General features: G+C 51.6%; 7 protein-coding genes. 4 read left to right on the top strand and 3 right to left on the bottom strand.

The window, feature by feature from the left end; translation table 11 throughout:
* Positions 1-2: 2 nt before the first annotated feature.
* Complete coding sequence (gene fadE / locus A9165_RS05585; protein ID WP_065955210.1) at positions 3-2489, top strand: acyl-CoA dehydrogenase FadE; 2487 nt, start codon at positions 3-5, stop codon at positions 2487-2489.
* Between the two features lie 198 nt (positions 2490-2687).
* Here fadE and A9165_RS05580 read toward each other — a convergent pair whose 3' ends face one another.
* Positions 2688-3248, bottom strand: coding sequence for a hypothetical protein (locus A9165_RS05580; RefSeq protein ID WP_065955209.1), 561 nt, complete (start codon positions 3246-3248; stop codon positions 2688-2690).
* A gap of 20 nt (positions 3249-3268) precedes the next feature.
* Positions 3269-6379, bottom strand: a complete 3111-nt coding sequence (locus A9165_RS05575) for an ExeM/NucH family extracellular endonuclease (RefSeq protein WP_065955208.1) — start codon at positions 6377-6379, stop codon at positions 3269-3271.
* A gap of 242 nt (positions 6380-6621) precedes the next feature.
* Between A9165_RS05575 and A9165_RS05570 the strand changes: the two genes are divergently transcribed.
* The 3 genes from A9165_RS05570 (at position 6622) to A9165_RS05560 (ending at position 9162) form a co-directional block, all read left to right on the top strand.
* Positions 6622-6903 carry a pyrimidine/purine nucleoside phosphorylase gene (locus tag A9165_RS05570; protein WP_008607874.1) on the top strand — a complete coding sequence of 94 codons (282 nt, stop codon included), beginning with the start codon at positions 6622-6624 and terminating at the stop codon, positions 6901-6903.
* Between the two features lie 20 nt (positions 6904-6923).
* Complete coding sequence (locus A9165_RS05565; RefSeq protein ID WP_083216230.1) at positions 6924-8729, top strand: ABC transporter ATP-binding protein/permease; 1806 nt, start codon at positions 6924-6926, stop codon at positions 8727-8729.
* A gap of 118 nt (positions 8730-8847) precedes the next feature.
* The gene (locus tag A9165_RS05560; protein WP_065955207.1) at positions 8848-9162 is read left to right on the top strand and encodes a TraR/DksA C4-type zinc finger protein; all 315 of its coding nucleotides are present in this window, start codon (positions 8848-8850) and stop codon (positions 9160-9162) included.
* 96 nt (positions 9163-9258) lie between these two features.
* On the opposite strand, the gene A9165_RS05555 is transcribed toward A9165_RS05560, so the two are convergent.
* Positions 9259-12306: an efflux RND transporter permease subunit gene (locus A9165_RS05555; RefSeq protein WP_065955206.1), complete on the bottom strand. Its 3048-nt coding sequence runs from the start codon at positions 12304-12306 to the stop codon at positions 9259-9261.
* Positions 12307-12312: the final 6 nt, after the last annotated feature.

Here is a 12312-nt window from a genome sequence, read left to right as displayed (position 1 = left end):
CAATGAGTGTGTTTCTGCTTTGTGTTGCCCTGCTGGTGGCGACGGGCGTTCTCGCCTATCACCGCGCCAGCCTGACATTATTTACCGCCGTACTCGGTGCTATCCTATTGCTGGGTACCTTTAGTGGCGTCGCAGGCGTTTTCGCCTGGCTGGTCTTTTTAGCCATTGCCTTACCCCTGAACATTGCGTCCGTGCGTCAACAGCACCTGACCAAACCGCTGTTAAAGCTGTATCGCAAGATTATGCCGGAAATGTCCAGCACCGAAAAAGAAGCCATTGACGCCGGTACCACCTGGTGGGAAGGCGATCTGTTCCGTGGCAATCCGGATTGGCACAAGATGCACAACTACCCGCAGCCGCGTTTAAGCGCTGAAGAGCAGGCCTTTTTAGACGGCCCGGTAGAAGAAGTGCTGGCAATGTTCGACGACTGGCATGCCACTCATGAGCGGGCAGATCTGGCACCAGAAGTGTATCAGTACCTGAAAGACAAAGGCTTCTTTGCCATGATCATCAAGAAAGAATACGGTGGTCTGGAATTTTCTGCCTTTGCCCAGTCTTGCGTGCTGCAAAAACTGACCAGTAAGAGCATGATGTTATCCAGCATCGTCGGCGTGCCAAACTCCTTAGGCCCAGGTGAACTGTTGCAGCATTATGGTACTGATGAGCAAAAAGCTTACTATTTACCGCGTCTGGCCAAGGGTATCGATGTGCCCTGCTTCGCCCTGACCAGTCCGGAAGCCGGCTCTGACGCCGGTGCCATTCCGGATTTTGGTGTGGTATGTAAAGGTCAGTGGAATGGTGAGGAAATCCTCGGCATGCGCCTGACCTGGAATAAGCGCTATATTACGCTGGCACCAATCGCCACCGTACTGGGCCTGGCGTTTAAGCTGCAAGATCCGGACAAACTGCTGGGTGATAAAGAAGATCTGGGCATTACCTGTGCGCTGATCCCTGCTAATACCCCTGGTGTTAAAATTGGTCGTCGTCACTTCCCGCTGAATGTACCGTTCCAGAATGGTCCAACTCAGGGTACTGAGGTCTTTGTGCCGCTGGATTATATTATCGGTGGCCCGAAAATGGCAGGCCAGGGCTGGCGGATGCTGGTGGAATGTTTATCAGTGGGCCGGGCTATTACGCTGCCATCGAATAGTACCGGTGGTATTAAGGCGGTAGCGCTGGCAACCGGTGCCTATGCCCGTATTCGTCGTCAGTTCAAATTACCTGTTGGTAAGATGGAAGGCGTAGAAGAAGTGATGGCGCGGATTGGCGGTTATGCCTACATGGCCGATGCGTCAACGGCAATGTCAGTAAGTTCGATTGACCTGGGCGAAAAGCCTTCGGTGATCTCTGCTATTACCAAATACCATATGACCGAACGTATGCGTCAGGCCATTATTGATGCGATGGACGTGCATGGTGGTAAGGGGATCTGTATGGGCCCGAACAACTACCTGGCCCGCGGTTATCAGGGCGCACCGGTAGCCATTACCGTAGAAGGTGCCAATATCCTGACCCGGAATATGATTATTTACGGTCAGGGTGCGATCCGTTGCCATCCTTTTGTACTGGCTGAGCTGCAGGCAGCACAACTGACAGACGAAGGCGCCGCTGTTACTGCCTTTGACAAGGCACTGTTTGGCCATATCGGCTTTGCAATCAGTAATTTCTTCCGCACCTTCTGGTTATCGTTAACCGGCGGCACCTTTAGTCACGCCCCTTACAACGATGATACCGCCCGCTACTACAAGCAAATGAACCGCTTTAGCGCAGCACTGGCACTGATGTCTGATGTGGCCATGGGCACCCTGGGTGGTGATTTAAAACGTCGTGAACGGATTTCAGCGCGGCTGGGTGATATTCTGAGTATGCTGTATATCACGTCATCTGTGTTAAAGCGTTATCAGGACGAAGGCCGTCAGGTGCAGGATCTACCGCTGGTGCAGTGGGCCTGTGAAGATAACCTGTTCCGCGCTCAGGTCGCCTTAACCGAATTGTTCGATAACTTCCCGAACCGCGTGGTCGGCGTGGTATTAAAGCGTATCGTGTTCCCGTTTGGCCGTACCTTGCGTAAACCGTCAGATAAACTGGATCATCAGGTATCGCGGATTATGATGACACCTTGTGAAGCCCGTAACCGCTTAGGTAAACACCTGTATCTGAAAGTTGAGCCAGGTAATCAGTTAGGCCGTGTTGAGCAGGCGCTGCTGGACATTCTGGCTGCCGAGCCCCTGTTTGATAAGGTCAGCAAAGCGTCCGGTAAACGTTTACCTTTCTTCCGGCTGCATGAAGTGGCAGATGAAGGTTTACAGCTGGGCGTAATTAATCAGCAGGAAGCCGCCTTACTGCGTAAAGCAGAAGAAAGCCGCTTATTTGTGATTAACGTTGATGACTTTGAGCCGGAATATCTGGCCGCAGATAAATCGTTAAAGCAGCAAGCCAATGGTGCTGAAGCCCTGAAAGCAGAAGCAAAGAACGCTGAAGCCGCGTAATCGCCATCTCAGCTGCCAAAGCTGAATAAAAAAGGCCGGTCAACAGACCGGCTTTTTTATTTACCACCCTGCCAATTAAGTAAATAGGGCGTGTTGGTGTTTGCTGCTTAGATTTTGTTAAATAAAAAAGGAGCCTGCTATCGCGGCCCCTTATGCTTTGTATCCCGGCAGCTGATCCGCTGCCGGTAGATGTCGCTATTAGGCGCGACGACGCATTAACAGCAGACCAGACAGGATTAACAGTAAGGCCGCTGGTGCTGGCACCTGAGCCGGATTAATGGTTAGTGCTAAACCACTGCCGGTTACATCGATAAATTGATTATCAAAACTCAATACACTCAGCTGAGCAGGGGTAAGGCCTAACCACAGCTCACCAACACTGCTGGCTAACAGGCTAAAGGTAGCAAGTACGAAGCTGTTACCTTGCTTTGATGCCAGCACGCTCTCGTCAGCCCAAATATCGGCATAATTAGACAGAAAGATTGCACCTGCTTCCGCATCGTGATCATCAAAAGGAAAGTCCCCCAGCCCATCATCAAAACCGGTACCAAACTGCCAACCTAACAGGGTTAACAGTGTCTTCGGATACAGCATTTCTGCAGTAAAACCGCCAAGTGTTTCAGAAAAATCAGAAATTTTCAGTGTTACCGTGATGGTTTCACCCAGTTGATACACACTACGCTCGGAATGCAGCTGAACTAAAGCGGCATGACTGAAGCTACTGAAAAATAAAACTATCGTTAAGAGCATTGCTTTCATTATTTTCTTTCCTTATCAAATTATTGTGGTATGGCGCAACGAGGTAAATCACACAACAACATCATACTTCTGACGTCCAGCTGATTGACAACACCGTCACCATTAAAATCATATTCCGCGCCCAGCAAGGCTGGCTGACGCAACAATTGTTGGAACACAGTGATATCCCGACTATCAACAACACCGTTCTGGTCCAGATCACCACGCTTGACCGGCTTTTGTAAATTCAGCTCAATAATCAGCGGATCATGATCCGCAGTGCGGAACGGATCTGCATTATAGAAACTGGCCGGCTTCGGCAAGTTGCTCGCCAGATTGGCTTCGCTATAGTTAAAGTTCACGATTTCATCTGCGTTGATATGCCAGGGCGCTGCGGCGACGACTTGTGATAGCAAGCTGCTGCTGACCATAGCATGATCCAGACTACCGGCCTCACCCATAAAGGTGTAGCTATATTCAGGCTCTTCGTTTAGTACGGCAACATTCACAAAACCGGCATTCTCCAGAATACGCATCGGATCTTCTTTCGCATAAGCATTAAAGTCGCCCATAATCACATAGTCCGGGTCGGCAATACCGGTCGGATCCGTGGCTAACCAACGGCCCAGTGCCGCTGCTGCGCGGCTACGCCATTGATTCCAGCAGCTTTGACCATCACCGGAATCCGCATCAGCGCCAGTGGCAGAGCTGGAACAAGACTTGGCACGCAAATGCACGGCGACCGCAGTAAAGGCTGCGCCCTCAGCAGTCACAAAGCTCTGCGCCAGCGCCGGACGCTGTCTGCTGGTATCAAAATCAGCATCTGCCGACTCATCCAGCACCGCGAAAGCGCCTTGCGGTACCACGCTGCCCCGCCGGAAAATAAAGGCCGGTTTAATAGCGTCAGTACCAACACTGCCGGTTGCCACATAGTCCCAGTCGGCACGCAGATCCAACTGATTCAGGCGCTCAACTAATAACTTCAGCGTGCTGTCATCAGCGTCGTTTTCAACCTCAATCAAGGCCACCATATCGGCGTCAATCGCCAGTAAGGCAGAGACAGTTTTCGCCAGTTGCCGCTCCAGTTCAGATACCGTGGTGGCACCACGACAGGCTAACGCATTAGGACCACAGCTGTTACCACTGACGTTCAAGGTAGTAAACAGGTTCTCGACGTTAAAGTTGGCAATCCGCAGATTACCGCGCTCAGTTTGCGGCGCTGCGGTACGTGGATTACTGCTGCTGTCGTAAACCGGCGTTCCGACCGGGCGTAAACGGTAGACGTTAAAGCCATAACCGAGAATACCCTGATAACCCGCTTTTAAGGTATAACCATTGCGGATAGGGTTAGTTGCCGAAACCTCAGTGACACCATCTTCACCGACAATAAATGGCTGGCGGAAAGTACCGGTACGGCCATTCTCCAACAGCAAACGATTACGGGCATTAGCGGCCGAAAGTTGCCGTGCTGCCTCACCCGGTAATACTAACTGAGTAGGGGTAAATAAACGGCCATTTGACAGCGTCACTTCGCCAAAACGGACTGCGTTAAAGACATCAGAAACCGTCAGATCAGTGGCGGTTGTCAGTAACATACCTTCTTTAGATTCCAACTCTATAAAATCATTAAATGGCAGAGTGATCGAGGATGCCGATACCGTTGATAACTGATTAGTTCCGCAGTTCGCCCACTGAGTTAACGCTGTGATCTGCGTTTCTTCAAAGTACTCGGCAACAGTGCCCTCTACCCGCAGCAGATCGCCTACTTGCACTTGCAGATCGGTACCTTCAGCATAAACAAAAACCCCCTCTGAGGTCAGCGGATTATTGTCGGTACGATAATCCGGTTCCTGCAGATAGAAACCGCGCAGACTACCTGGCGCCGTATCCATAAAAGTCGCGGTAACCACAGCCTCTACCTGAACGCGGGCGCCTTGTAATGGACTCTGGAAGCCCTGTCCCTGCAAGCGGTGAATCGCCACCGCCGGATTATAACAGGCAAAGTTTTGCGCCGGTAACGGATTATCGGCAGTCAGGATCAGATTTGATAAGCGCCAGGTGCTGCAATTGGCGACGGCCTCAGTCTGATAGCGATAAGCCAGATGCAACTGCCCGCTTAAATTGGCGAACTGCTCATAATCACCAAAGCGTTTTGGCACGTTATTCTGGGTAAAGTCTGCGCCACTGATTTCAGTCAGTAATAGCCAGTCCGCCGGGTTAATCGCGCCCGAACCATCATAGGATACCGAGTAATACACCTCCAACGGATTAACGCCGTTAAAACCGCGGGCAATATCGAAATTTAACCGCTCAGCACTTTGCTGCTCCAGATTAAAGGCGGGAGAGACCAACCAGCTATCAGCGATATTACACTGTGGTTGGCCAGACACAAAGCCGCTGATCGTCACGTTACGGAAGCCGCTATCCCAGCTCCAGCTGGTGCTACCCTGGCGGTTAACTACCGTCCAACCTGCTTCAAAGGGGTTAGTGGCAAAATCACGGTTGTATACTGTAATCCGGTCAGCGTCGGCAATCAGGCTGCCGCTAATCAAAATATTGTCAAAGCGATTATTACCGGTAGCGTTAGTCGCGCCTGTCAGGGTAATTTTAAAAAACACCTCAGCCTGGTCGTTCAGCTCGCTAACGTCCGATAAATCGAACTGCCGTAGCGTCATCGCCATAGCGCCGCTGTTAGTATCAGTCGCAATAAGCTGGTAATTTTCACCATCAACTGACCAGGACAAGGCGCGACTGTTAAAGCCCGTTGCAGTAGCTTGCTGCGCCCAACTAATGTTGAGATTGGCCAAACCCGTGCTACTGACCTTTATCAGAATACTTGCACCATTATTACTCAGGTTGTTACCACCCTGGATAGATAGCGAGCCACCTGCCGCATAACCACTCAGGGAGTTGATGGTCGAGCCAGCAAAGGACTGTAAATACTGATAACTGCCATTTGCCACCAGCGATTGATCGAAGTTAAGCAGAGATAGCTGTCCCTGCCCTTCATCAGCTGACTGCGGAAATGAGGCCGGATTAAAGGCTCCGCCGCTTGGCAAAGTGTTGTTATTTTGTGCCCAATAGGCGATAGGTTGCTGCGCGAGTGCGCTCTGCATCAGTAACACACTGAGCAGGATTATTATTATTCTCATCTTTTGTCGATTCCAAAGTTAGGCGTTATGCGCTTAGTCAGTACCTACTTACGATACAGACCTGTTCCCGACGGCAAAACGGGAAACTAGACTACTGCAACTAAATGACAATTTCATTAACACTTCATCAGATAACGTAAATTCATGTTAAAACCATTTTTAGACGTCTTTACACCTAAAATACTGGCATTGGATGAATTTTTCCGCTTTACTGCTGTTTTCAACCATAACAGGACATCCAGATGTTTAAAGTAAATCAGTATTTCGACGGTCAGGTCGCGTCTATCGCCTTTCAGGGAGAACAATTACCAGCTACTGTGGGCGTAATGGCAGCGGGAAACTATGAATTTGGTACCAGCCAGCACGAGGTGATGACAGTGATCAGCGGCGAGCTGACGGTAAAATTACCCGGTAGCGACAGCTGGCAAACCTTTTCCCGCGGTCAATCCTTTCAGGTGCCTGCTAATGCAAAGTTTCAGTTGCAAGTCGCCCGCGATACCGCTTACCTTTGCACCTATCAGTAAGCAGTCTGAACGAGTGAATTATGCGGGGCATGCGCAGCGCGGCCAAACAACCTGAACCACAAAAACGTAGCTATGCCATGTCATTAGGCCAGAGTGTGCAAACCCTCTGGCCTTATTTAATGGCATTTAAAGGCCGGGTGTTGCTGGCGTTGCTTTGTCTGATTGCCGCTAAAGCGGCAACCCTGCTGGTGCCTTTTGCACTAAAAGAAATTGTCGATGCGCTGGACTCCGGCCGCCAGGCACTGTTAGTGCTGCCACTGGCGCTGATCCTGCTGTACGGTGGTCTGCGTTTTGCCACAGTGTTTTTCGGTGAGCTACGCGATGCCCTGTTCGGCCGGGTCACCGAACATGCAATGCGGCAACTGGGTTTAAAGGTATTTCAGCATTTACATCAATTGGAACTCAGCTTCCATCTGGATCGGCAAACCGGTGGTATTAGCCGCGATATCGAACGTGGTACCAATGGCCTCAGTTTTCTGATGCGCTTTTTAATGTTTAATATAGTACCGACCCTGCTGGAGATCCTGGCGGTGGCGGTCATTTTCAGCCTGCTGTTCTCTCCGCTGTATGCGTTGATTACCGTGGTCGCGGTTGCACTCTATATCTTCTTTACTGTTTATGTCACTGAGTGGCGCAATAAGTTTATCCGCGAAGCCAATCAGGCCGATAACACCACCAATAGTCGCGCCGTCGACAGCCTGCTGAACTATGAAACAGTTAAATACTTTAATAATGAACAGCATGAAGCCAGAATTTATGACGGCTTTTTAGCCAGCTGGGAGCAGGCGCGTTTAAAGAACCGTCTCAGTTTACTGCTATTAAACTCGGGGCAAGCACTGCTTATTGCGCTGGCAGTCACTGCTTTGATGTATCTGGCAGCCCGCGATGTGGTCAACGCGCAGCTAAGTCTGGGTGAGTTGGTGATGTTAAATGCCTATTTAATTCAGTTGTTTTTGCCGCTGAACTTTCTGGGGTTTGTCTATCGCGAGATCCGCAGGGCTCTGACCGATTTGGAAAATATGCTCGGACTGCTTACCCGCAAGCCAGCGATCGTCGATGCGCCAGATGCCCGGCCCTTGCAGCTGCAGGCAGCGGCAATCAGCTTTCAGCAGGTCAGTTTTCACTATCAGGCAGAGCGGCCGATTTTACAACAACTGAGTTTTCAGGTACCAAGTGGCAGTAAGGTCGCAATCGTTGGCGCCTCTGGTGCCGGTAAAAGTACCATTGCCCGCCTGTTGTACCGTTTTTATGAGCTGGAGAGCGGGCAAATTCTGGTCGATGGCCAGGATATCCGACAGCTGACTCTGGACTCACTACGCAGGGCTATTGCGATAGTTCCGCAGGATACGGTGCTGTTTAATAGCAGCATTCGCGAAAACATTGCCTATGCCAACCCAGATGCCAGTGCCGCCGAGATCGAATGCGCCATTGACCTGGCGCACCTGCGGGACTTTATTAACAGCTTACCGCAAGGCGATCAAACGCAGGTTGGTGAACGCGGCTTAAAAGTATCCGGGGGTGAGAAGCAACGTATTGCTATTGCCCGAGCTATCCTGAAAGGCTCGCCGATCCTAATCTTTGATGAGGCTACCTCGTCACTGGACTCACAATCAGAGCAAGCGATCCTCAGTGCGATGCGCGAAGTGGCGAAACAACATACCAGTTTAGTCATTGCGCACCGCTTATCTACGGTAACCGATGCCGACCAAATTCTGGTGTTACAGCATGGTCAGTTGATTGAACAAGGGAATCATCAACAGTTGCTGGCCGCTAACGGCAGTTACGCCAGAATGTGGCGCCAGCAGGCAGAACAGCGTTCGGAATAGTCTGTCTGGCCGCCATTACGTCGACCGCGATTGCACAATTTTTGTGCGCCAGATCAACTGCGAGCCAAAAGCAGTCTGCTACAGTTAAGGCGGGTAGCACAGCAAACAGGAGCCGCAGATGCCATTTCAAGAGCTAAAACGCCGCTTACTTAGCCGTAAATTAGAACTGGAACGTCAGGTCGCTGCAATTGAACGTGATTTTGCCATGGGCCGCAGCGCTGATTTTAGTGAACAGGCCCAGGAACGTGAAAACGAGGAAGTCCTCAACGCGCTGGAACAAAAGGATCGGTTAGAACTGCAGCAAATTGAACGCGCCCTGGCGCGTATCGAACAGGGTACCTATGATCAGTGTGCCCGTTGTGGCGAGAATATCAATGTTGAACGCCTGAAAATTATCCCTTTTACCGAGCGTTGTATTAAATGCGCTAAATAGCGCTGTCTTAGCGCTACCCTAGCGTTGCAACGCGCTGTTACAACACCGTCTACACACGCCAGCCGGCCGCACTATCGCGGCCGGCTGTTTTACTATTCAGCTCTGCTGCTGCGCTTTGACTCTGAATACCAGGGCGTACAATACCGGTACCGCAATCAGCGTCAGGATGGTCGCAAAAGCCAGGCCGGCCATTATAGTCACCGCCATACTATTAAAGAAGGCATCCCACAACAGCGGTAACATCCCCAGAATAGTCGTGAGCGCAGCCAGAATCACTGGCCGGATCCGGCTGGTGCTGGCTTCGATAATGGCTTGCAACTTGTCAGTTTTTTGCGCGCTTTGCAGATCAATTTCGTCAACCAGCACAATGGCATTCTTCATCAGCATCCCCGATAAACTGAGGAACCCCAGCAGCGCGGTAAAACCAAAAGGTAAGCCGGATGCCAGCAGGCCTGCCGCCACACCACAGATAGACATCGGCACTATCAGCCAAATCACCAGCGGTTGCTTTAGCGAGCCAAACAGTAGAATACTGATCACCAGCATCACGATAAAGCTCAGCGGTAACTGCGCCGCCAACGACTGCTGCGCCTCGGCTGAGCTTTCATACTCACCGCCCCAGCTAAGCTGATAACCGCTGGGTAGAGGCAAGGCTTCAACCTTGGCTTTAATACGCTTTAACGCTTGGTCAGCGGTATAACCCAGTGCCGGCTCCGCTTCGACAGTCAAGGTTCTTAAACGGTCACGGCGCTGAATTTTTGCTTCTTCGGTTTGCGTTTGCAGCCCATTAATCACCTGTGTGATCGGAATATAGGTATTGTCACTGGAGCTCCAGATCATCCGATCATGCAGGCGGTCGATATCAAAGCGCTCCGAGGCCGGCGGTCTGACCACGATCGGGATCTGCTTATCATGTTCACGGAAGACACCGCTGCGCACCCCGGTGCTGGCAAACTCCAGCGTTTGCGCCAAATCAGTACGGTTAATGCCCGCGACCCGTGCCCGCTCCTCATTAAAATCCGGCACGATCACCAGCTCGCGCTGCCGCCAGTTTTGCCGTAAATCGGTAATACTGGCATCCTGGCGCATCAGCTCGGTAATTTGCTGCCCCAACTGGCGCAAAATACGCTCATCCGGCCCTGATACTCTGGCCTGCAACTTGGCACCACTGCCGGGACCGAACATCAGTTGCTGGGTGTAGATTTCAGCCTGCGGTAAGCGCGGCGGCAGTTCAGTGCGTAGCCGCTGCATCAGCGGTGGGATCTGATCGCGATGTGCGGTACGGATAATCAATTGACCATAGGCTGCATTCGGTTGCTCCGGTGCATAGGTCAGCATAAAGCGACTGGCGCCCGAGCCGATAAAGCTACTGACCGATTCTACCTCAGGCTGTGCCAGCACAAAGCGTTCAATCTCTGCCAGATCGCGTGACGTCGCCCGGATATCCGAACCTTGTGGCAAAAAGTAATTCAGATAAAAGATGGGGGTGTTGGAGGCCGGGAAGAATACCTGCTTAACCTGACCAAAGCCAATCACACTAACCAGGGTTAACAGCGCCAGACCACCCAGGGTTAGCGCCCGCTGGCGCAGTGCCAGGCGCAATAAGCCGGCATAACGCTGGTAGAACTGACCGGCATAAGGGTCCTGACTGGCACTGTCAGCGCTGACTTTAAACAGGTAATGCGCCAGTAACGGCGTGACACTGATGGCAAGCACCCAGCTGAGCAGCAGCGAAATTGCAATCACCGCGAATAACGAGAATAAGAATTCACCGGTGCTGTCCGGCGACAGGCCGATACCGGCAAAAGCCATAATACCAATCACCGTCGCTCCCAACAGCGGGATCTGGGTCCGACTGGCTGCTTCGCCGGCAGCCTGGCGTGAATTCTGGCCGCGCTGCATATTAATCAGCATGGTTTCGGCAACAACAATCGCATTATCCACCAGCATCCCCATCGCAATGATCAGGGCGCCGAGCGAAATCCGCTCCATCTCGATATGGGCCAGCTTCATAAAAAATACTGTGCCCAATACCGTCAGCAACAGGGTACCGCCAACGACCAAGCCAACACGCCAACCCATGGTCAGACATAGCACCGCTATCACGATCACCACGGACAACACCAGATTGACGATAAAGTCGTTAATGGCGTTATCGACGACCAGATGTTGCTGATAAATCGGATGTAAGGTAACCCCTAATGGGATCCGCTCTGCAAGACTGGCCAGATGCCGGTCGACCGCTTTGCCGACATCGACAATATTGGCGTCTGTCAGACCGGAAATAGCCAGCGTAAATGCCGGCTGGCCATTGAAACGGATCAACTGTGTCGGCACCTCCACTTCGCCACGGCTTACCGTGGCGACATCAAAGATACTCAGTTGTTCAGTGGAACCAGGTTTGCCGATACGCAGATTCTCAATTGCACTGATGGAGTCTAAGCCAGGCTTGCTGATCAGCCGCACCCTTTTATCGCCGACCTGCACCGAACCTGCGGCCGCTACGGCATTCTCGGTTTGCAAGGTATTGACCACCAGCTGTAGCGGCAAGCCGATGCCCAGTAGGCGTTCCTGCGAAATTTCAACGCTGATTTGCTCTTCCGGCTCACCGGCCGTTTGCACCTTGGCGACGCCGTTAACTGTTAACATTTCACGGCGTAAAAAGGTGGCCAGCTCACGGATTTCGCGATCCGAAAAGCCATCGGCGGTTACCGCATAAAAGATACCGAATACATCGCCAAAGTCGTCATTGACGATCGGTTTCATCACCCCAGCGGGTAAGCGCATACTGGCGTCATTTACTTTGCGTCTGAGCTCATCCCAAATTTGCGGCATCTGACTGCCATCGTATTTATCCTGAATTTGTACCCGGATCTCCGATTTACCAGGCATCGACTTGGAGGTAATACGTTTTAACTGCGATAACTGCTGAATGCCGGACTCCAGCAGCTCTGTCACTTCTTCCTCCACCTCTACCGCCGTCGCTCCGGGGTAGTAGGTCATTATCACCGCTTCTTTCAGCGTAAAGGCCGGATCTTCCAACCTGCCAATACTGACCAGCGCCCATAAGCCGCCTAAAAAACACAGCATAATCAATAACCAGGTATTGATTTGCTTTTCTATTGCATAACTGGCAATCCGCATCAGACC

The organism is Alishewanella sp. HH-ZS (assembly GCF_001704375.1).
Taxonomy (GTDB): Bacteria; Pseudomonadota; Gammaproteobacteria; order Enterobacterales; family Alteromonadaceae; genus Alishewanella; species Alishewanella aestuarii.
This window is presented reverse-complemented; position numbering and strand designations above follow the sequence as displayed.

Bases quoted from the DNA above. Each gene is read 5' to 3' on its own strand.
- fadE (WP_065955210.1), top strand. From the start codon at position 3: ATGAGTGTGTTTCTGCTTTGTGTTGCCCTGCTGGTGGCGACGGGCGTT.
- A9165_RS05580 (WP_065955209.1), bottom strand. From the start codon at position 3,248: ATGAAAGCAATGCTCTTAACGATAGTTTTATTTTTCAGTAGCTTCAGT.
- A9165_RS05575 (WP_065955208.1), bottom strand. From the start codon at position 6,379: ATGAGAATAATAATAATCCTGCTCAGTGTGTTACTGATGCAGAGCGCA.
- A9165_RS05570 (WP_008607874.1), top strand. From the start codon at position 6,622: ATGTTTAAAGTAAATCAGTATTTCGACGGTCAGGTCGCGTCTATCGCC.
- A9165_RS05565 (WP_083216230.1), top strand. From the start codon at position 6,924: ATGCGGGGCATGCGCAGCGCGGCCAAACAACCTGAACCACAAAAACGT.
- A9165_RS05560 (WP_065955207.1), top strand. From the start codon at position 8,848: ATGCCATTTCAAGAGCTAAAACGCCGCTTACTTAGCCGTAAATTAGAA.
- A9165_RS05555 (WP_065955206.1), bottom strand. From the start codon at position 12,306: ATGCGGATTGCCAGTTATGCAATAGAAAAGCAAATCAATACCTGGTTA.